The organism is Rhodococcus sp. WWJCD1, assembly GCF_002258735.1.
Classification (GTDB): domain Bacteria; phylum Actinomycetota; class Actinomycetes; order Mycobacteriales; family Mycobacteriaceae; genus Rhodococcoides.
In genome coordinates, this window is the sequence record NZ_NOXY01000018.1 from 18802 (window position 1) to 40028 (window position 21227).

A 21227-nucleotide genomic window follows, 5' to 3' on the forward strand; every position below is an offset into this window, starting at 1 on the left:
AGTCGATCGTGGGAGGGGGATGACTCGTATCCGAACCACCCGAGTGCGGCGAAAGCCGTGAGCGTGGCCGCCGATGTCCTAATGTCCTTGCTGTGAACCAGCTGTCCTTCTTCTCCGCCGAATCGTTGCCGCCCGCGGTGACCGATCTCAGTGGGCTGCTGGCTGCCACCGGCCACGTCGTCACCTCCGCGGGCTCGGCCCGTATTTCTGTCGTCGTCGACGCGCAGTGGCGCGCGGAGGCCATCGCCGAACTCATCGCGCAGTGCGGTTTGACTGCAGAGTTGGGGCGATCGGAGGAGAACCGGCCGTTGGTGCGTACCGCGTCGGTGCCCGAACTGTTCGCACTGGCGTCTCTGTGGACCAAGGGTGCTGTCAAAGCCGTCCCTCCCGGGTGGATACCGGGTTCGCGCGAGCTGCGCGCCTGGGTGCTGGCGGCCGGTCGTCCCGAGGCCGAGGGTGAGCGGTACGTGCTCGGACTCGATCCTCACGCACCGGACACCCATTCCGTCCTCGCGCAGTCGTTGATGCGTGCTGGCATCGCGCCGACGCTGATCGGCACTCGCGGCTCCAATCCGGGGCTGAGAATCACCGGTCGACGACGGCTGTTGCGTCTCACCGAGAACGTCGGTGAGGCTCCCCGGAACGTGGACGCACGTACCATTTGGCCGCGCGCGGAGTAGGCCGATATGTGACTGATCTGCGAGTATTTGGTCGACGTATGTCAGTCTGTTAGTAGTGGGACAGGCAAATCTGCCTGTGAAAACGCACTAGGGAAGGTTCGGCAGCAAGGTGGCAGCACGTAAGAACGGCACGGGGGACAGCTCCGCCGAGCCGCGTCGTCTGGTCATCGTCGAGTCTCCGACCAAGGCAAAGAAGATCGCCCCGTACCTCGGGAGCAACTACGTCGTCGAAGCCTCCGTCGGCCATATTCGCGACCTTCCCCGCGGTGCCGCGGACGTCCCCGCCAAGTACAAGGGCGAGCCCTGGGCGCGTCTCGGTGTGGACGTCGACCACGATTTCGAGGCCCTCTACGTCGTCTCGCCCGAGAAGAAGGGCAAGGTCGCAGAGCTGAAAAGCCTGCTCAAAGACGCCGACGAGCTGTATCTCGCCACTGACCCCGACCGCGAGGGTGAGGCCATCGCCTGGCATCTCCTCGAGACCCTGAACCCCAAAGTCCCTGTTCGACGCATGGTCTTCCACGAGATCACCAAGCCGGCGATCCTCGCGGCCGCCGCCGACACTCGCGACCTCGACCAAGACCTGGTCGACGCCCAGGAGACCCGTCGTATCCTCGACCGTCTCTACGGCTACGAAGTGAGCCCGGTGCTGTGGAAGAAGGTCATGCCGAAGCTGTCGGCGGGCCGAGTGCAGTCCGTCGCCACCCGCATCATCGTCCAGCGTGAGCGCGAGCGGATGGCATTCCGCAGCGCCGAGTACTGGGACATCTCCGCCACGCTCGACGCCGGTGCCGAGGCGAGCCCGCGCAGTTTCGGAGCCCGGCTGGTCAACGTCGACGGCAATCGCGTCGCCGCCGGTCGGGATTTCGGTGCCGACGGCAAGCTCAAGACCGAGTCCGTCACCGTGCTGGACGAACCGCGTGCCCGACGCCTCGCCGAGGCTCTCGAAGGCGTCGATCTGACGGTCGCGTCGGCGGAGGACAAGCCGTACACCCGTAAGCCGTACCCGCCGTTCATGACGTCGACGCTGCAGCAGGAGGCCGGCCGCAAGCTGCGCTTCAGTTCCGAACGGACCATGCGTGTGGCGCAGCGTCTGTACGAGAACGGCTACATCACCTACATGCGTACCGACTCGACGTCGCTGTCCGCGTCGGCGGTCTCCGCGGCACGGGCGCAGGCAACCGAGCTCTACGGCCCCGAGTACGTGCATCCGACTCCGCGGCAGTACACCCGCAAGGTCAAGAACGCGCAGGAGGCGCACGAGGCCATCCGCCCCGCGGGTGACGTGTTCCAGACTCCCGGTCAGCTGCACTCGGCGCTGCAGACCGACGAGTTCCGGCTGTACGAGCTGATCTGGCAGCGCACGGTGGCGTCGCAGATGGCGGATCTGCGCGGCACCACACTGACGCTGCGCATCACCGGAACCGCAGGCACAGGCGAGGAGTGCACGTTCTCCGCATCGGGTCGCACCATCACGTTCGCCGGCTTCCTCAAGGCCTACGTCGAGAGCGTCGACGACGAGGCGGGCGGTCAGACCGACGACGCCGAGTCACGTCTGCCCGCGCTGAAGGCCGGCCAGGCAGTGACGGCCACCAAGCTCGATCCCGACGGTCACACCACCAATCCGCCGGCTCGATTCACCGAGGCATCGCTCATCAAGACGCTCGAAGAGCTGGGAATCGGTCGGCCGTCGACGTATTCGTCGATCATCAAGACCATTCTCGACCGCGGTTACGTCTACAAGCGTGGCAGTGCTCTGGTGCCGTCGTGGGTGGCATTCTCGGTGATTGCTTTGCTGGAAGCGCACTTCGGGCGTCTGGTGGACTTCGATTTCACCGCCGGCATGGAAGACGATCTCGACGCGATCGCGGGAGGCCGTGAGCGACGCGGCGATTGGCTGCAGAACTTCTACTTCGGCGGCGAGACCGGTGCCGAGGGTTCGGTTGCGCGCTCCGGCGGCCTGAAGAAGATGGTGGGTCAGAATCTCGAGGAGATCGACGCGCGCACCATCAACTCGATCCGTCTGTTCGACGACTCCGAGGGTCGCGAAATCCATGTGCGCGTTGGCCGTTACGGTCCGTACCTGGAGCGGATGGTCAAAAACGACGACGATCCCGACGGCGACCCGATCAGCCAGCGCGCCAACCTGCCCGACGATCTGCCGCCGGACGAGTTGACCCTCGACTTCGCCGAAAAGCTCTTCGCCACACCACAAGAGGGCCGCAAGCTCGGTGTCGATCCGTTGACCGGCCACGACATCGTCGCGAAGGAAGGCCGTTTCGGCCCGTACGTCACCGAGATCCTGCCCGAGCCGGAACCCGAGCCGACGCCGCCTCAGCCCGACATCGTGCCGATCCCGACCGGTAACGACGGTGATGGGGGCGGTGGCGTCAAGACTGCGGTGAAGAAGGCTGCAGCCAAGAAGGCACCGGCCAAGAAGGCCGCCGCGAAGAAGGCCACCGGCCCCAAGCCGCGGACCGGCTCGTTGCTCAAGTCGATGGATCTGGCGACGATCACGCTCGAGGATGCCCTCAAGCTGCTGTCGTTGCCGCGCATCGTCGGCGTCGATCCCGAGTCCAAGGAAGAGATCACCGCGCAGAACGGTCGCTACGGCCCGTATCTGAAGAAGGGCACCGACTCTCGCTCACTCGCGGACGAGGATCAGATGTTCACGGTCAGTCTCGAAGAGGCTCTGAAGATCTACGCCGAGCCCAAGCGTCGCGGACGTCAGGGGGAGGCCAAGCCGCCGCTGCGAGAGCTGGGCGTCGACCCGATCAGTGAGAAGCCGATGGTGATCAAGGACGGCCGATTCGGGCCGTACGTCACCGACGGCGAGACCAACGCGAGCCTGCGCAAGGACGACGAGGTCGAGTCGATCACCGACGATCGCGCGTCGGAGTTGTTGGCGGACAGGCGTGCTCGCGGCCCGGTGAAGAAGAAGGCACCGGCCAAGAAGGCGGCCGCCAAGAAAGCCCCGGCAAAGAAGACTGCGGCGAAGAAGGCGCCGGCCAAAAAAGCTGCTGCCAAGAAGACCGCCACCAAGACCACTGCCGCGAAGAAGGCCCCGGTCAAGAAGGCTCCTGCGAAGAAGACCGAGAGCGAATAGCCCGACGAGCTCGAAGTTGTGGACGGAAAGACAGCCGAAAGCCGCCGTAACTTCGAGTTCGGCGATCGGCGGGAACATTCGGTCGACGGGATGCGTCGAACCGTCGTGAAGCGCGGATTGATCGGCCTCGTAACCCTCGGATGCGTCGTTGCAACGTCGACGGGCTGCTCTCAGGTGGTCCAGGGCCGAGCGACGGCAGCCGAGCAGGGTTCGGTGACTCCGTCGGTGTCCAGGCCGGACGTGCCGGCAGGTGAGCTGTTCGATCCGTGTTCGTTGCCGCTCGCGAGCTTGGATCCGAAGGGCGCGCTCGAGTTGAAGGACTCGCTCACTCCAGGGATACCCGATACATCCGGCGTCTGTGTGTGGTCGAGTTCGGACTACTCGCTGTCGGTGACCATATCCGTTACCGAATTCCTGATCTTCTCCGATCCGAAGTCGACTCCGGATTTGGAGGACGTGCGGTCGGAGAAGGTGGGTGCCTTCACCTTCGACGTGTTTCGAATCGGTTCGACCCTCGACGACGACGGGAAGAGTCAGTCGTGCAATGCACAGACCACGACGTCCGGGGGAAACGTGAGCTTGAATGTGTTCGAGATCGACTTCGAGCCCACGGAACCGATCGATGCATGCGCGACGACCGAGAAGATTCTTCGGTCGCTCGAGCCGTACCTGCCCGCGCCGAAGTAGTCGGTCCCAACCATTAGGGTTGGCGTCATGGCGGGTGTGTTCGATCGGTTGGTCGGTCAGGAAGATGTCGAGGCCGATCTGACGGCTGCCGCGGTGGCTGCTCGTACCGGTGTCGACTCCTCGGCGATGACGCATTCGTGGCTCTTCACCGGCCCTCCCGGATCGGGGCGCTCCGTAGCTGCTCTGTGCTTCGCTGCGGCCCTGCAGTGCACCACCGAGGGTGTTCCCGGGTGCGGTCACTGTCAGGCGTGTTCGACGACGATGGCCGGTACCCACGGCGATGTGCGACGCGTCGTACCCGAGGGCCTGAGCATCAGCACCAAGGAGATGCGCGACATCGTGTCCATCGCCTCGCGTCGTCCCAGCACCGGGTTGTGGCAGGTGGTCGTGGTGGAGGACGCCGACCGTCTCACCGAGGGTGCCGGAAACGTGCTGCTGAAGGTGGTCGAGGAGCCGCCTGCGCGGACGGTGTTCCTGCTGTGTGCACCGTCGGTCGATCCGCAGGACATCTCTGTGACCTTGCGCTCGCGATGCCGTCATGTCTCGTTGGTGACGCCCACGGTGCCCGCGATCGCGCAGGTGCTGCAGACCCGCGACAAGCTCGACGCGGAGACGGCGGAGTGGGCCGCGTCGATCAGTGGCGGGCACGTGGGCAGAGCGCGTCGGCTCGCCACCGACGAGGACGCGCGAGCGCGGCGCAAACGGGCGCTGGCTCTGGCGTCGGCCGCGGCCCGGCCCAATCAGGCCTACCTCGCGGCCGAGGAACTGGTGAAGGCCGCCGAGGACGAGGCCAAGGAGATGAGTGCCTCCCGCGACGAGGCCGAGACCGAGGAACTGCGAACGGCTCTGGGTGCTGGCGGAACCGGCAAGGGTGCAGCGGGGGCGTTGCGCGGGTCTGCCGGTGTGCTCAAGGACCTCGAGAAGCGGCAGAAGTCTCGGGCCACCAGAACCGGTCGCGATTCACTGGATCGGGCATTGATGGATCTCGTCGGCCTGTATCGAGATGCACTCGCCCGCTCGTACGGATCGACCGCGACGGCCACTCACCCCGACATGGCCGAGCAAGTCGAGCGGATGGCGAAAGCTGTCTCGCCCGAGGCATTGCTGAAGAGCATCGAGGCGATCCTCGAATGCCGAGAGTCGTTGGCGGTCAACGCGAAACCGAAGTTCGCGATCTACGCGATGGTGGCGACTCTGGGCGACGTGCTGCGTTAGTCCTTCGCTCTTTTCCGTGCCCGCGAAGCACGAAGATTGGCAACGTTGCCGCAGGTCTTGACGTCGTGCCAGACGCCACTGTTGTTGCGGGAGCGGTCGTAGAAGGCAGATCCGCACAACTCGTTCTTGCATCGCTTGAGCCGACGCCACGTATCTGCCTTCTGTGCGAGAAGCACTTCGGACCAGATCTCCGACGCGATGTACTGGGCCCCGCTGCCGGTGGGCGAGAGTCGGATGGTGCCATCGGTGTCCGCTATCAATTCGACGCTCACCGCTGGGATCGGCGGTAGTTCTCCGGCGAGGGCTGCTTCGACGTTCGCTCGCAGCGTTCGGAGGGCCGCCGCGTCGTCGTCCGACAGCGGCGTTTCCCAGGTTGTGGACGCTGCCTCACCGTCGGCGATGAGGTCGGGAAGTCCGTACACGTCGATAGCTCGCGTGTTCAACAGATTCTGAACCACCTGCAGGCCGTCGGGTGCCGGTGCGAGGTGAAAGCGCTCTGTCGGCGACTGTGACATAAGTGAACAGTATTTGACTATGTCGAACTGGTCAACTAAGACTGACATAGTCAAAAGCTTTTAACCTCTGTCGTAAGGATGAGTTCGATGGTGTCGATTTCGGGAGCAACAGTGTTGGTGACCGGCGGTCAGCGCGGTCTGGGCAAGGCGACGGTCGATGCGTTGCTCGAGCGTGGGGCAGCGAAGGTGTATGCGACTGCGCGGAACCCACGCGAGGACTCGGATCCTCGTATCGTCCCGGTAGCACTCGACGTCACCGACGCGGATTCTGTTGCAGCGCTTGGTGATATCGCATCCGATGTGTCGATTGTGTTCAACAACGCAGGCGCTCCAGGAACAACACCGTTGCTGACGACATCGATCGACGACGTGCGTGCGGTGTTCGAGACCAACGTGTTCGGGGCCCTGCGGATCGCGCAGGAATTCGCGCCGATCCTGAAAGCCAACGGCGGCGGAGCACTGATCGACATCCACTCGGTGCTGTCGTGGCTGGGCGGTGCGGGCGCGTACGGGGCATCCAAGGCGGCGATCTGGTCGGCGACCAACTCGCTGCGGCTCGAGCTGGCCCCGCAGGGGACGCTGGTCGTCGGAGTCCATCTGGGATACACCGACACCGACATGATCGCCGAACTCGACGTCCCGAAGAACGACCCACGTGACGTGGTGCGCCAGGTTCTCAACGCCGTCGAAGCGGGCGAGACCGAAGTGCTCGCCGACGACCTGACCAGGCACGTCAAGTCGATCCTCGGCGGACCGGCGGAGGGCCTGGGCCTCGCAGGCTGACCGCCGAGGGGAGGCGATTTTCGTTTCGATGTGATGCTCCGTTAGACTCACCAACGCCGAAAGGCACGCCGCCTTAGCTCAGTCGGTAGAGCATTTCACTCGTAATGAAAAGGTCAAGAGTTCGATTCTCTTAGGCGGCTCCACCAGCAGGCCCCTGACATGCAACAGCGTGTCGGGGGCCTTTTCTGTTGCTCGATTCGGGCCGGATCGACCTGGTCCACGCGTCGATCCTGCAAGATCGGTTCATGCGAACCGACGAGGTACACGGTGCCGGGCTGATGACAGCGGTCGTCACCACCGGCACCGGTGGATACGACAAGCTCGTCGTCTCCGAGGTGCCGAGACCCGTGCCGGGTCCGGGTGAGGTGCTCGTTCGAGTGTTGGCGGCAGGGATGAACAACACCGAAATCAACACGCGCATGGGCTGGTACCAAGACGGTGGGTGGAACGACACGACACCGTTTCCGCTGATTCAGGGCACGGACTGCTGCGGGATCGTATGTGCGGACGCCGAGACCGACGAGTCCATCGTCGGTCGCCGTGTCCTGGTTCGATCGTGCATGCGTGTCGACGGATTCTCGTCGGGCGAGACGCGCTGGTTGGGATCGGACATGAACGGTGCGTTCGCCCAATTCGTCGTCGTTCCGGCGAGCGAGGTCTTCGCGGTCGAGTGTGGGTGGGCCGACGGCGAGCTGGCGACGATCCCGTGTGCGTACGGCACGGCGGAGAACATGATTGCTCGCGCGGGAGTCCGTCGAGGGTCGACGGTGCTGATAACCGGCGCGTCGGGCGGGGTAGGTTCTGCCGCAGTGCAACTCGCCGTTCGGCGAGGCGCGCGCGTGATCGGTATCGCGAGCCGTGCCAAGCACGATCAGCTCCGCGAACTCGGCGTCGACGAGGTCTACGGACGCGACGTGGACGTGGTGGACACCCTCGGCAAGCGCAGCGTCGATGTGGTGATCGACAACGTCGCAGGCACAGGGTTCGGTCCGTTGCTCGATCTTCTCGTTCGTGGGGGAACCTACGTGTCGTCGGGTGCGATCGCAGGGCCCCTCGTCGAGTTGGATCTACGGACGATGTATCTGAACGACCTCACGCTCCTCGGGTGTACAGCGTGGGGCGAGGACGTGTTCCCGAACCTCGTGTCGTACATCGAAGCCGGTGAGATTCGGCCGTTGCTGGCCGATTCTTTTCCGCTCGAGCAGATCGCGGCGGCGCAGCAGCGCTTCGTGGAGAAGGACCACGTCGGAAAGTTCGTGCTCGTTCCGCCCGCGGTTCTCGATCAGGCGTGATCGGCAGCCGCGCCGGCACCGTGGCAATGCAGTATTCGCCGTGCACGCCCGAAACTAGCTCACCAGCTCGAAGTCCGCGCGGCCATAACTCACGCCGTTGATCTGGAGCTCGATCGCGTGAGGGCCGGGGTAGTACTTGCGTGTGGTCAAGGTCCTGAACGAATGGTTCCGCCGGACGTCGATGCTCTCACCGGGCGCGATCGTTGTTGTCTTCAGTTTGAACGTCTTTCCTGTCACCCCACCGTTGGCCTTCGTGTGGTGAACGATGTAGTCGATCACTACCTTTGCGGGTTCGAGGCCGAGGTTGCGGATCGATGCGCTGAATTCCAGGCTTTCCCCGATGGGCAGCTCCGCGACGTCGAGGGCCGGGCCTGTCACTTCCAGTTCGGCCGGCGCGAACCCCAGTAGAGCAAGCGCATCGGTGTTTCCGTTCTTGATCACCGTCCGAAGCGCATGTCGAACGAGCCGGCCGGTGTTCGCATCCGGGTCGTCGAGCCACCGCGCTGCGGCCTGGACGACGATGTCCGGGACATCTCGGCTGAAGTCGTTGAGATGGTTGGCAACCGAACGCCGAACGTACTCACTGTCGTCTCGGTACAGCCTGTCCAGAATCGGCACCGTGACGCCCGGACGCTCGAGGATCTCGGGGACCCGCACCGACCACGGAAGGTACGGGCGGGTCCCTTCCGATGCCAGACGGCGCACGTGCTCGTCCGAAAATTGCGTCCATTCGAGCGCGATGGCGAGAGAGCGATCCAGATCGGCTCGGAGGAAAGTGCGGATGGCGAATTCCGAACTGAGTCGGCCGGTGAGCTCGGCGAGCAACGACATCCCGTCGTCGAAGGCGCTCGAGGTCTTCTCCTCGACGGCCTTCGACGCAACAGCGCTCGTGACGGGCCAGACCAACCAACCCTGGAAGTCCGGATCCGTGGCTGCCCGTCGGATGGTGCCGGCGAACTGGACGTAGGTGCCAGGCAGTCCGGTCAGAAGCGCATCACGCAGCAGATCGGCGCGCGCTCTGAGCGCGAGTGGGCCCAGCAGACCTGCCGCAGCATCGAGTAACGACAGATCAGCGCTCGGTGCAGCGCTGTGTATGGCGCGGAACAGCGAGCGGGCTGTGTCCGGTCCGATGAGTTCGTCGGCAAAGGGCATGAGAGGTTCTTACCCTGAAGCAGTGACATCGTAGGGATGCTAGCTGTTTGCGGTAATTGGGCTGAGGGGCGAGATCGGCTCCGATCGTCGTCGTCGGGCACATTGAGGTCCGAAATGACCGAAGCGACACCCAAATTCGGGCCGCGCGAACATCAGCGCTTCGAATCGGACTGGGATAACCTTCGCGGATCAACATGCGCTGGGCTGCTGGTCGACTGGAGTTCTCCGGCTGGACCGGCCCCTGTGCACCATGGGCCATAACCCTGGGGGGTCGCGTCGTGCCCGTCGTCCGTGTCGAGTTGCATCGGGGTGCGTGTTCCCGGCACCGTTCCGGAGAACGTTCACTGTGAGCGGGTGGCTTTCGGTGGTGATTCTCAACGGAATCACCGCTGCTGCGTATCTGGGGATCGTGCTGTTCATCGTCCGGGGGCTGCTGCGAACAGGGCAGCTCCGAACCAACCGGTTGGCGGTCGCGACGGCAGCGATCTTTCTGACGTGCGCCGCTCATCACCTGGTTCATGCGCTGCACTTGCTGGCGGGGTTCGACAGTCATGCCTCGCATCTCGCCGCAGGCTCCGACACGGGCATGCTCGACGCGATGCGCGAGTCGATGGGAGGAAGCGTCGACGTTGCGGTGACGGCGTCGACCGCGCTCGCCGGTGTGATCTACCTGGGGATGCGTCGCTTCTACGGTCCGTTGCTCGGCTCGCCGGCGATGTTCGACCATGCGAGCGAGGCCCGGTATCGGCAATTGGCGGCGAACTTACCGCACACGTCGGTGCTGCTCGTGGATTGTGATCTGCGGTTCGTCCTCGTCGAAGGTGGCGGACTCGTCACGGAGGGTTACGACCCGCAGCGGATGGAGGGCCAGCTGTTGCGGGATGCGGTGCCACCGGACGTCTACACCCAACTCGAACCGCACTACCGAGCTGCGGTGGAGGGCAACGAGTCTTCGTTCGACACCGTCGGCCACCGAACGGGCGCGATCTTCCAGGTCAAGACCAGACCTTTGCGCGATGGTTCGGGCCGGATCGTCGGTGCGATGGTGCTCTCCGAGGACGTCACCGCCGAGCGGCAGGCAAGATCCGAGCTCGAGCAGGCGCGAGCTTTCCGTGACGCAGTATTGACGGCGTCACCGGACATCACCACGGTGACCGCTGTCGATACCGGCCGCGTGACGTGGGCTTCTCGTAGTCTTCGATCGCTGCTGGACGGGCCGAATGCGGACGGGTCGGTAGACGACGATCGGCCGTCGTGGAGCGGGCTCGGTAGGCCCGACGACGCGACCGAAGGGGACGATCGACTGGACGGGGTGGTGGAAGAAGATATCGATGTCGTTCGTGCCGCGGACCGGGAAGCGGCATCGCTGCCGGAGGGGGAAAGCGTCAGCATTCGGTATCGGGTACGGGCGTCCGACGGCACCCTGCGGTGGCTTTCACGACGCACCACCCCGTTTCGGCACGGGCCATCGGGTGCAGTGGCGGAGGTGCTCTCGGTGGTGCGAGAGGTGACCGACGTCGTGGAGGCGGAGCGCGCCCTCGAGCGGGCAGCCTTGCAAGATCCGCTGACCGGCCTCCCGAACAGGATGATGCTGCTGGACCGAATCGGTTCGGCGATCGAGCGTGGCGCGAGTACGGGGGCTGCTGCGGCGGTGCTCTTCTGTGATCTGGACGGGTTCAAACGAGTCAACGACACCGGTGGGCATGCTGCCGGTGACGCGGTTCTGGTGGAGGTTGCCCGGCGTTTGCGGTCGGTGCTGCGAGCCGATGATTCGATCGCCCGAGTGGGCGGTGACGAGTTCGTTCTCGTCATCGAAGCGCTGCCCGCCGAAAGTGGATTCGACAAGCGAGTGGGCGGTGGATTGGCCGAGCGCGTCGCCGAGCGAATCCGGACGGTGCTCGCGGCACCGATCGTTCACCGCGGTCGCCAGTACGTGGTGTCGGCCAGTGTCGGGATGGTGCTGGTTCGCAAGGGTGCCAGTGCGCAGGAAGTGCTGCGGGACGCGGACTCCGCGATGTACCGGGCCAAGCAGCTCGGCAAGGACAGGATCGAACTGTTCGACGACGCGTTGCGCGCGAACGCACTCGAGCGTGCCTACGTCGAGCAGACTCTGCGGAGTGCGCTCGATTCCGGACGACGTGGTGCCGCGACGCTGAGCGTGGCGTATCAGCCCGTCTACGATCTCGAGAGCCGGCAACTCGCGAGTTTCGAGGCTCTGGCCCGCTTGCGTGACGACAGCGGCGCAGAGATCACGCCCGACAGATTCATCCCGGTTGCGGAGGACACGGGGCTCATTTCGGAGCTGGGCGAGCGGGTGCTCGACGATGCGCTCAGAACTCTCGCGCAGTGGCGGTTCGCGAACCCGCCCACCTCCGTGTCGAACGCCCCCGTCACTGTCGCGGTGAACTTCAGTGCCCGGCAGGCTCAGCACGTCGACATGTCAGCGGCGGTGGGTGCTGCCCTCGCTCGGCACGACATGGCACCGGTGGATCTCGTCCTGGAGCTGACCGAGTCGGTGCTTCTCGAATCCGGTTCCTCGATGCTGCGTCAGCTGGGCGAACTGCGCGCACTGGGCGTTGGAATTGCCATCGACGACTTCGGCACCGGGTTTGCGAGCCTGCGGTACCTCGCCACTCTCCCGGTCAGCGCGGTGAAGATCGATCGTTCGTTCACGGCCACCATGACCAGCGATTCGACGAGCAGCAGCATCGTTCGGGCGATCATCAACCTCGCCCGCGATCTGAATCTGGGTTGTGTGGTCGAAGGCATCGAGACTCTCGACCAACTCGACGCACTGCCGAGTTCGGTTCAGGGACAGGGCTATCTGTTGGGCCGGCCTGCGAAGGTCCCCGCTGACACGTGGGGTTCCTGAATTTCTCGCCCGAGCTGCGGCAACCGGGAAGCATTGCGCTAGCCGGTGCGTTGAAGAGAAGTAATGGATGATCTTCTGGTTGCCGCCACCCGACTCTGGACGCCCTCTCGTGTCCTGGTCACCAAATCCGCGTCCGAATTACCGCACACCGCAGAAATTCTTCGCCGTTGCGAGGCGGCCGGGGTCGTTGACATCGACATCCTCCCAGGCGATCGCTTGACAGGGTTGCGCGGTGAGTCCGAACGAGAGACCTACGCGCGAGCCAAGACGACGATGGCCGTGGTGGTGGCACCGCCGAGTGTGTTGAAACCCCGACCCATTCCGCCCAGTGCGGACTGGCGCATCGATCTTGCGAAGGGGTGCCCGGCGCACTGCCAGTACTGCTATCTGGCGGGCTCGTTGTCGGGGCCACCGATCACCAGAGTGTTCGCCAACCTCGACGACGTCCTGGCCGGTATCGGCACTCATGCGGGCCGTGGTTCCATCACCTCCGGCACCGAGGAGCGGGGCCACGAGGGCACCACCTTCGAGTTGTCTTGCTACACCGACCCATTGGGGATCGAACACGTGACAGGGTCCCTTGCGGAGGCCGTTCGTAGAGTGGGCGCGGGTGTGTACGGCGACGACGTTTCGCTGCGTTTCACCACGAAATTCGACGACGTCAACGAGCTGGTGACGCTGGACCATGGTCGCCGCACCCGAGTTCGGTTGTCGGTCAACGCAGATGACATCGCACACCGATTCGAGGGTGGAACCGCCCGCATGCCGGCTCGGATCGAGGCACTGCGGCAGCTGGCGTTGGCCGGTTACCGAGTCGGGCTCACCATTGCCCCGATCATGCCCATCCCGGAGTGGCGAGAGCAGTACGGGCGATTGCTCACCGATGTCGCCGACGCGTTGCGTGATGTCCCCGATCTCGATCTGACTGCCGAAATCATCACTCACCGGTTCACGCCGTCGAGCAAAGACGTGCTGCTGAGCTGGTATCCGGGAACGAAACTGGAGATGGACGAAAATGCGCGCACCGCGAAGAGAAACAAGTTCGGCGGAGTGAAGTACGTCTACCCCAAGGACACGATGGCCGAGATGCGCAGCTGGTTCACCGACGAACTTCGCGGCGTCCTGCCCGACGCGCAGCTGCTCTACTGGACCTGAAGTACCGGCCGCGCTTGTAAGGCGCTGCGCTGCTTCATCTTTCCGGAGGTCGCCTTGGATAGGAGAGCGTCCCAGGTCGAGACTCCGTTGGCGGCGTGTTATGGTACGAAACGTGCCGTATCGTAATGGGAACGACGAACCTGAGCAGCCGCCCACGTCTGTCGGGCGTCCGCGGGACGCGGAGCGGGAAGCAGAAATCCTGAACGCAGTCATCGGCCTGCTGGGTGGAGTCGGCTACGACGCCGTGACGTTCGAGGGGGTCGCACGTCGAGCCGGAGCGTCGAAAGCAACTCTGTACCGACGCTGGAAGACCAAGCGCGACATGGTTATCGCAGCTGTCAAAGCCGGTCCGGCGCAGCGCGTCGACTCGGACGAGATCGACACAGGAACCTTGCGCGGTGACCTCCTGGCGCTGTGTGCACGCCTGCGGCACAGCATGACCGCCGCCGACAGTTCGTTGCCGTTACTACTCCTCCAAGCCGGGCTCGAGGACCCTGACCTGTGCGAGGAGATCGAGCGAGCGACCGGCCCCACCGGTTCGCGGCTCCCAAATTCGGTACTCGATGCTGCGATACGTCGCGGTGAGCTACCCGAGGGGGCAGACCCGTTTCCATTCGAGGAAGTGGTCGGCTCGGTGGTTCTGCTTCGGCGCCTCAATGGGCTCTCGATCGATGACAGCTACCTCGAATCACTGATCGATTCAGTTGTCATCCCCGCCTTGAAGGCCTCGGCACTCACGACCCGCCGGCTTCCACCCGGGATCTTCTCCGGCCACCCCGATCACAGAACGAACGAGGAGCAACGATGACCGACATGAAGATCGACGATTTCGACTACACGATGATTCCGGTCGACGAAGAGATCGAATCGAGCGTCGCCGTAGCAGGCAGTGGTCCCGCTTTGGTTCTGCTGCATGGCTTTCCTCAGACCCACTACATGTGGCGAGATGTCGCGCGTGAACTCGCGTCCCGCTTCACCGTCATCGTGCCCGATCTCCGGGGCTACGGGGCCAGCTCGAAGCCGGCCGAGCGCGATGCAGCGACCTATTCGAAGCGCACCATGGCGGGGGACGTCGTGCGGGTGACGCAGGCACTCGGGTTCGAGCGGTTCGGGTTGGTGGGCCACGATCGCGGCGCGCTCGTGGGCGTTCGTGCGGCACTCGATCACCCGTCGACGGTGCAGTACCTGGGCATTCTGGATGTGTTGCCGACGGCGGATACGTGGGAAGTTCTGCGGGGAATCGACGCGAAGGTGGCCTGGCATCTGTACTTGATGGCGCAGCCTGCGGGGATGCCGGAGCGAATGATTCGGGCAGTGGCTGCCGAATTCTTCGGTTCTTTTCTCGACGCGTGGGACCCCGACGGCTCGACGTTCTCGGCCGAAGTCCGTCAGCACTACATCGACAGCTCGGTGGCGGCAGTCGACTCCATCGTTGCCGACTACCGAGCGACTGCCGGCATCGACCTCGAGATGGATCTACAGGACCGCATCGACGGCAGGCGTCTCGCCATGCCCGTAGGGGTGATATCTCAGGACTGGGGTTCGCAACTGGGCTTCGACGCGGCCGCGCTGTGGGGTGCCTGGGCACCGGATCTGACGTACGAGGCCATCGACGCAGGCCACTTCATGGCGGAGGAGAAGCCTACAGAGATCGCGCGCTTCATCACCCGTTTGTCCGAGCGCGCCGAGGTGTCATCGGTGCCGTCATAGGGCATCGAATCGGTCTCGCGCTCGGTCTATGTCGTCCATATGCGCGGTTGCCCACGCCAGCAGTACGTCGACGGGGGCCCGAAGCGTTTTGCCCAGGGGGGTGATTCGATATTCCACCGCCACCGGGCGGGTGCTCAGAACCGTGCGTTCGATGATCCCGTTGCGTTCGAGCTTCCTCAGAGTTGCGGTGAGGGACTTCTGAGTCACCTCAGGAATCGCGCGGCGGAGATCGTTGAATCGGCAGGGGCGCTCGCACAATTCGTTCAGTACTTGCAGCGACCATTTGTCGAGCACCTGATCCAGCAGTTCACGATGCGGGGCGGTGATCGTCAGTTCTGCGTTGCCGTCGGCGGTATCGGTCATGAAACCAGGTTCCCTTGAAGTGTCCTTTGTGTACCAGGTATCAACGTTATACCTGAATTTCTACGACGAAGGGATCACCTTGAGCGTCACCCGATTCACCCCGTCCGGCATGATGCAACCCACCCCGTATCACCACGTGGCGGTGGGTCAGGGTTCTCGGCATATCCACGTCAGCGGCCAGATTGCGCGGAACGGTGACGGGTCGGCGGTCGCCGAGAACGACCTGGCCGGGCAGGTCGCGCAGGCGCTCCGCAATACCGCGATCGGATTGACCGGTGCCGGAGCTACATTCGGGGACGTTCTGCGGTTGACGTTCTACGTCACGCATTGGGCTCCCGAGCTGATCGGCGAGTTCATGGACGGCGTCACGCGCGTCGCCGACGAGATCGGACTGCCGACTCCGATGCCCCCGGCATCGCTGATCGGAGTGGACTATTTGTTCGAGCCCGACGTACTCGTCGAGGTCGAGGCGACGGCCATTCTGGACTGACCCGCCGACCGGTGACTTCTCGTCGGCGCGTAGGTCGATACTGACAAACCGACCCGACCTCAGGAGTGACATGGCCATTCTGACGTACAACATGATCGTTTCCCTCGATGGCTACGTCGAGGACTCCGCAGGCAGTCTCGATTACGCCATGCCCGACGCGGAGACACATCGATTCTTCAATCGTCAGACGGAGGAGACCGCGGCCTTCCTGTTCGGCCGTCGAATGTACGAGGCCATGGAGGACTTCTGGACGGCCCCGGAACGCGCCGACGGCGAGGATATCGAGGCGGAGTTCGCACGGCTGTACGTAGACACGCCGCGCACGGTCTTCTCCGACACCCTCGACTCCGTTGCCGACGGGTGTCGGTTGGTGCGCAGTGCCGATGCAGTCGCCGAGGTGCAGCGGATCAAACGAGAGACCGAGGGCACCATAGCCGTCGCCGGTGCCGCACTGGCGAAGTCGCTGGTCGACGAGATCGATCAATTCGAGGTCATCCTCCTGCCGACCATCCTCGGCGGCGGGAAGCCCTACTTTCCGGCCGGGCAGCACCTCGACCTGGCTCTGGAAGAGCACCGAGTGTTCGCGGCCTCCGGGTGGGTCTACATGCGCTACAGCGTCTCTCGCTGACTTCGGCCCAGTCCATCGAGCACAGCGCACAATGAACACATGAGCTCCGGACATCGTCGCACTTGGTGGACCCTTCCCTCGCATCAGTTGTGGCTCGACACCGAATCGTCTCGTCTTCTCGATTTCGGAACCTCACTCGACCACCCGGCCGGTGGCGCGGCGTGGTTGGACGACCGCGGGAACCCCGATCTCGATCACCCGGCGCTGACGTACATCACCGCACGGATGGCGCACGTGCACTTCCTGGCGTCGGTCCAGGGGTATCCCGGGTCTCGCAGGAAAGCCGATCGAGTGTTCGACGGCCTACTGACGACGTTGCGGGACAGCACGAACGGCGGCTGGTTCGAGTCCAGCGCCGACGCGACCTCGCCCGATGCTGTCAAGAACGCGTACACGCATGCATTCGTGGTACTGGCCGCTTCGGCTGCCGCCGCCGCGGGGCACCCTGATGGTCGGGGTCTTCTCGGCGAAGCCCTCGACATCGTGGCCGCACGTTTTTGGGACGAGAACTACGGAATGTGTGCGGACACATGGACTGCCGACTGGACCGAACTCGACGACTACCGCGGAATCAACGCCAACATGCACATGGTCGAAGCGCTGTTGGCTGCCGTCGATGCGGGTGCGCCCACGATCTGGCGTGAACGTGCAGTATGCATCTGCGACAACGTGTGCACGTGGGCTGCGGCCAACGACTGGCGCATTCCGGAACACTTCACTGCAGAATGGATTCCGCAGCTCGAGTTCAATTCGGACGACACCGCCAACCAGTTCAAGCCGTACGGGGCGACGGTGGGTCACGGATTCGAGTGGGCACGACTTCTGGTGCAGGCCAGCATGGTTGCGACCAGCGTCCACGGCCACGACTACGTCGAGTCGGCGAAGTCTCTGTATCACCGAGCGGCGCAGGATGGCTGGCAGCCGGGCCCGACCCCGGGGTTCGTGTACACCACCGACTGGTCCGGACGCCCTGTGGTGACCGAGCGACTGCACTGGGTGCTGTGCGAGGCGATCGCCGCCGCCGCGACGCTGGGTCGTCACACCGGAGAAGATCGGTACCACAACGACTATCGCGAATGGTGGGACGTTGCGGCCGACTCCTTCATCGACCACGTCGGCGGCTCCTGGCATCACGAACTCGATTCCGACAATGTTCCAGCGGCGACGGTGTGGAGCGGCAAACCCGATCTTTATCACGCCGTCCAAGCGACGTGGATCAGTCGATACGAGCTTCGCTCGAGTCTTCTGGCCTCATTCGGATAGCCTCTCGCCGCACGCGCTCGCGTCAGATCAGGGTGTTCCCGGATATGCGTCACCGTCGTGTCGGACCATTATGGAGGCATGGCTCGAATACTGCGTCCACGTACCGCGCATCGCACCGTCGCGTACTTTCTCGCACTGTCGAGCGCAGTCTTTGCCGCTGTGCACGTAGCGTGGGCTGCCGGTTGGCGCGGTGGTGTTCCAGCGGAGCTCGCGCCCATCGGTGAACGGCCGGTGTTCCTCGCCTACGACCTCGTCGCGACCGCGATCATCGCCATTGGAGCGGGGCTGTTCGCCTGGTTCGGAACCGGCATCGAATCGACCGTGTGGCATCGGCGAGTGACGTGGGCGATGTCGGTCGGATCGTGCTTGGCTTTGGCTCGCGGTGTCCCCGCGCTGATGCTCGATGTCTTCACGCTCGCACGAGGTGATCAGGTGCAGACAGTCGGGATCATCGCCGACCTCTGGTTCGGTGTAGTCGGCATCGGAGGATTCGTGATCGCCAGATCAGCGCGGAAGCTCCAGTCGACGCGCAGTTAGAACGCGCTGTCCAGAAGTGCACCGTCGGCACGTCTCGACCGAGAATGCATCAGCTGGACGTCCGGTGTTCAGATGTTGTTGTGTGCGCTCTATACCCTGGCGAGATCATCCCCCATCTCGAAGGGCAGATCATGGAGCTCAGGCATCTGACGGCGTTCATTGCCATCTCCGAAGAACTGCACTTCGGACGCGCCGCCGCCCGACTGCACCTCACCCAACCGTCGTTGAGCGCCCAATTGCAGAAGCTGGAGAAGTCGCTGGGAGTGACGTTGGTGGCCAGGACGTCGCACGAGGTGACGCTGACACGAGCGGGTCGCGAATTCGAGAGTCAGGCGCGGCTCATAGTTCGACAGATGGACACGGCGGCCAGGGTCACCCGGGCGGTCGCGACCGGTGAGGAACGGTCTCTCAACATCGGTTACAACTTGCCGGCCAGCCGGCACGTACTGCCCGACGCCCTGGCCCGGATGAATCGCGATCACTCGGACGTCGTGGTTTCGCTGTGGGAGAAGCGAACCGGCCCACAGTTGACGGCTCTGAAAGACGGCACTCTCGATGTTGCGCTCGTCTACGGCCGCCCTGGATCGGGGGAGTTCAGGCATCGCCGGGTGCTGCAGGGTTTACCGCTTGTCGCCGTGGTCGGCAGGAAACACAGTTGGGCAGGTCTGTCCCGAGTTCCGTTCGCGGACTTGGCAGGTCAATCCTGCATCTTGTTCGACCGAGAGCAGTGCCCGGCGATGTACGACTCCATTTTCGCGGCGGCCGCCGACAACCGCATCGGACTCCATGTGGCTCAGACTGCCGATGACCCAGGTGCGACGGCTCACGTGGTGTCGGTGAAGCCATTGGTCGGGTTCGCGTCGTGGTCGCGGGCGACCTCGGCGGGGATGGGAGCCGTTGGGTCGAACACAGTGGCCGTCAAGCTGTTCGATCCAGTCCCGACAATCGATCTGTATCTCGTCTGGCGAGGCAACGAGTGCAACCCCGCAGTCGACGCTTTTGTGCGTTGTATCGAACCGGCGTGATCACTTCAGGCCCGACCTGACGAACGCGTCGACGATGTGCCGTTGCAGAACGACGTAGAGCAGGAACACCGGTAGGCACGCCATTCCTGCGACAGCCATCATCGGTCCCCAGTCGGTGCCCTCGGTGCCCATGAAGCTACGCAGACCCAGTTGCAGGACGGCGTTGCTTCGCTGCAGTACCACTGCAGGCCAGAAATATTCGTTCCAGGAGTTGACGAACAACAGGATCGACAGGGCTGCGAGTGCGGGCCTGAGGTTGGGGACCACCACAGTCCACAGGATCGACCACGAGGAACGTCCATCCATTTGAGCGGCCGAGATCAGCTCTTTCGGAAAGCCTGCCATGTGTTGACGAAGCAGCAGCACGGCCAATGCTGAACAGAGTGTGGGTACGACGACGCCCGCGAGGGTGTTGATGAGCCCCAGCTGATACAGCAGAACGTAGTTCGGCAACATCGTCACCTGGAACGGCACCAGCCACGTGCCGACGAACGCGAGGTACAGCAACTTCTGGAACCGGAACGTGTACATCGCGAAGGCGTACGACGCCAAGACAGCGATCAGCAGCTGCGCCGTCGACGACGCGAGCGCAACGGCAAACGTGTTGCCCAACAGACCGAACAGGTCCACCTTGTTCGCCGCGTCGACATAGTTGGCCACTGAGAGGGGCCACGGCACGGGGGAGAGCGAATAGACGTCGTCGGGGCGGCGCAACGACGTCGCGAACAACCAGTAGATCGGAAACGCGCACGCCAGCGCGGTGATGCCAAGAATCAGATGTCCGCGTACGCGGCCGATATCAATCGTCATGAAAGGCAACCTTTTCCGACAACCACACGAGACCGCCGGCAAGCGCACCGAATCCCACGAACAGCACGATGCCGGCGGCCGCGCTCAGGCCGGCATCGAAAGTGCGGAAGCCGTAGTCCCACAGCAGGTAATAGATGTTGGTGGTAGACCGAGACGGACCGCCCTGAGTCAGGGTGTCGATGAGCGGGAACGTCCACTGAGCGCTCAACAACACAGTCATCAGGGCGAGGAACACCAACGTCGGCGACAGCAGCGGCAGCACGATCCACCGGTCGATCTGCCATTTGGACGCACCGTCCGACTCCGCAGCCTCCTGGTACGACGTGTCGATACCGGCCATCCCCGCGGACACCACCAGAACTGCGAAACCCAGGAAGTGCCAACCTGTGATCACGATGACGACGAACTGTGCGGTGTCGGCGTCCTGAATCCAGTTGCGATCGGAGCCGATGACGCGGTTGACGATGCCGGCACCTGGGTCGAGCAGCCACTGCCACACGGCCGCTCCGGCGACGGGCGCGATGAGGAACGGCGCGAAGACGATGCTCTGGTAGACAACCCGTGCGCGTCCGTTCACCTTTCGGGTGGCGAACGCGATGGTCACCGGAAGTACGATGGAGAACGGCAACAGCCCGATGATCAAAATCACTGTGCGCCGGAGGGAATCTCCGACGGCCGGTAGCTCGAGCAGTCGTCGATAGTTGTCGGCACCGACCGGAACCATCGGTGTGGTCGGCAGGAGGTTCCACGAGTAGGTCGACAGTTCCGCGGCCTGCACCAGTGGTCGGTACGTCCACACGATCAACAGGCCGACAGCCGGTGTCAGATACAAGTACGGCTGCGCCGACCGGATCACCCGCCGCCACCGGCCCTGGCGAAAGAGGGGCCCTGCATTCGTACCGACGACGGTCTCGAGCGGTCGATCCTCCACGGCGATGAACACCCCT

20 protein-coding genes and 1 tRNA gene are annotated in these 21227 nt (G+C 63.9%); 16 read left to right on the forward strand and 5 right to left on the reverse strand.

Annotation, left to right across the window (positions count from 1 at the left end; translation table 11 throughout):
• Positions 1-92: 92 nt before the first annotated feature.
• From CH286_RS11985 to CH286_RS12000, 4 genes are all read left to right on the forward strand, one after another.
• Entirely contained in the window at positions 93-680 is a 588-nt protein-coding gene (locus CH286_RS11985; protein ID WP_032404600.1) for a hypothetical protein, read from the forward strand.
• A gap of 109 nt (positions 681-789) precedes the next feature.
• Positions 790-3783, forward strand: coding sequence for a type I DNA topoisomerase (topA, locus tag CH286_RS11990; RefSeq protein WP_032404601.1), 2994 nt, complete (start codon positions 790-792; stop codon positions 3781-3783).
• Between the two features lie 18 nt (positions 3784-3801).
• Complete coding sequence (locus tag CH286_RS11995; RefSeq protein WP_094609315.1) at positions 3802-4470, forward strand: DUF3558 family protein; 669 nt, start codon at positions 3802-3804, stop codon at positions 4468-4470.
• 27 nt (positions 4471-4497) lie between these two features.
• The gene (locus CH286_RS12000; protein ID WP_037149133.1) at positions 4498-5685 is read left to right on the forward strand and encodes a DNA polymerase III subunit delta'; all 1188 of its coding nucleotides are present in this window, start codon (positions 4498-4500) and stop codon (positions 5683-5685) included.
• Here the strand turns inward: CH286_RS12000 and CH286_RS12005 are convergent.
• Entirely contained in the window at positions 5682-6200 is a 519-nt protein-coding gene (locus tag CH286_RS12005; RefSeq protein WP_094609316.1) for a CGNR zinc finger domain-containing protein, read from the reverse strand. The two genes, CH286_RS12000 and CH286_RS12005, sit on opposite strands and share 4 nt — an antisense overlap.
• Positions 6201-6287: 87 nt before the next feature.
• Between CH286_RS12005 and CH286_RS12010 the strand changes: the two genes are divergently transcribed.
• The 3 genes from CH286_RS12010 (at position 6288) to CH286_RS12020 (ending at position 8275) form a co-directional block, all read left to right on the forward strand.
• A complete protein-coding gene (locus tag CH286_RS12010; protein ID WP_094609334.1) occupies positions 6288-6983 on the forward strand; it encodes an SDR family oxidoreductase in 696 nt (231 codons plus the stop codon).
• 67 nt (positions 6984-7050) lie between these two features.
• A tRNA-Thr gene (locus CH286_RS12015) sits at positions 7051-7126 on the forward strand.
• Positions 7127-7228: 102 nt separating this feature from the next.
• Entirely contained in the window at positions 7229-8275 is a 1047-nt protein-coding gene (locus CH286_RS12020) for a zinc-binding dehydrogenase (RefSeq protein ID WP_255182636.1), read from the forward strand.
• A 54-nt stretch (positions 8276-8329) separates the two neighbouring features.
• Here the strand turns inward: CH286_RS12020 and CH286_RS12025 are convergent, their stop codons facing one another.
• Complete coding sequence (locus CH286_RS12025; protein ID WP_094609317.1) at positions 8330-9427, reverse strand: DNA alkylation repair protein; 1098 nt, start codon at positions 9425-9427, stop codon at positions 8330-8332.
• 346 nt (positions 9428-9773) lie between these two features.
• On the opposite strand from CH286_RS12025, the gene CH286_RS12030 reads away from it, so the two are divergent.
• From CH286_RS12030 to CH286_RS12045, 4 genes are all read left to right on the forward strand, one after another.
• Positions 9774-12299, forward strand: a complete 2526-nt coding sequence (locus CH286_RS12030; protein WP_176458218.1) for a putative bifunctional diguanylate cyclase/phosphodiesterase — start codon at positions 9774-9776, stop codon at positions 12297-12299.
• A 63-nt stretch (positions 12300-12362) separates the two neighbouring features.
• The gene (locus CH286_RS12035) at positions 12363-13454 is read left to right on the forward strand and encodes a spore photoproduct lyase family protein (RefSeq protein WP_094609319.1); all 1092 of its coding nucleotides are present in this window, start codon (positions 12363-12365) and stop codon (positions 13452-13454) included.
• Between the two features lie 112 nt (positions 13455-13566).
• Positions 13567-14262 carry a TetR/AcrR family transcriptional regulator gene (locus CH286_RS12040; protein ID WP_255182637.1) on the forward strand — a complete coding sequence of 232 codons (696 nt, stop codon included), beginning with the start codon at positions 13567-13569 and terminating at the stop codon, positions 14260-14262.
• Entirely contained in the window at positions 14259-15164 is a 906-nt protein-coding gene (locus tag CH286_RS12045) for an alpha/beta fold hydrolase (protein ID WP_094609321.1), read from the forward strand. The genes CH286_RS12040 and CH286_RS12045 overlap by 4 nt, the downstream gene beginning before the upstream one ends.
• Here the strand turns inward: CH286_RS12045 and CH286_RS12050 are convergent.
• Positions 15159-15527: a winged helix-turn-helix transcriptional regulator gene (locus CH286_RS12050; RefSeq protein ID WP_094609322.1), complete on the reverse strand. Its 369-nt coding sequence runs from the start codon at positions 15525-15527 to the stop codon at positions 15159-15161. The genes CH286_RS12045 and CH286_RS12050 overlap by 6 nt on opposite strands.
• Positions 15528-15636: 109 nt before the next feature.
• On the opposite strand from CH286_RS12050, the gene CH286_RS12055 reads away from it, so the two are divergent.
• The 5 genes from CH286_RS12055 to CH286_RS12075 all read left to right on the forward strand — a co-directional run bounded on the left by CH286_RS12055 (position 15637) and on the right by CH286_RS12075 (position 19470).
• A complete protein-coding gene (locus tag CH286_RS12055) occupies positions 15637-16017 on the forward strand; it encodes a RidA family protein (protein WP_371828283.1) in 381 nt (126 codons plus the stop codon).
• Between the two features lie 70 nt (positions 16018-16087).
• Positions 16088-16645 carry a dihydrofolate reductase family protein gene (locus CH286_RS12060; protein WP_094609323.1) on the forward strand — a complete coding sequence of 186 codons (558 nt, stop codon included), beginning with the start codon at positions 16088-16090 and terminating at the stop codon, positions 16643-16645.
• A gap of 39 nt (positions 16646-16684) precedes the next feature.
• A complete protein-coding gene (locus CH286_RS12065; RefSeq protein ID WP_094609324.1) occupies positions 16685-17908 on the forward strand; it encodes an AGE family epimerase/isomerase in 1224 nt (407 codons plus the stop codon).
• A 78-nt stretch (positions 17909-17986) separates the two neighbouring features.
• Positions 17987-18445, forward strand: coding sequence for a hypothetical protein (locus CH286_RS12070; RefSeq protein ID WP_094609325.1), 459 nt, complete (start codon positions 17987-17989; stop codon positions 18443-18445).
• Between the two features lie 131 nt (positions 18446-18576).
• A complete protein-coding gene (locus CH286_RS12075) occupies positions 18577-19470 on the forward strand; it encodes a LysR substrate-binding domain-containing protein (RefSeq protein WP_032404997.1) in 894 nt (297 codons plus the stop codon).
• Here the strand turns inward: CH286_RS12075 and CH286_RS12080 are convergent, their stop codons facing one another.
• The gene (locus tag CH286_RS12080; protein WP_037149115.1) at positions 19471-20280 is read right to left on the reverse strand and encodes a carbohydrate ABC transporter permease; all 810 of its coding nucleotides are present in this window, start codon (positions 20278-20280) and stop codon (positions 19471-19473) included.
• Positions 20270-21223: a carbohydrate ABC transporter permease gene (locus CH286_RS12085; protein ID WP_176458219.1), complete on the reverse strand. Its 954-nt coding sequence runs from the start codon at positions 21221-21223 to the stop codon at positions 20270-20272. The genes CH286_RS12080 and CH286_RS12085 overlap by 11 nt, the downstream gene beginning before the upstream one ends.
• Between the last annotated feature and the right edge of the window lie 4 nt (positions 21224-21227).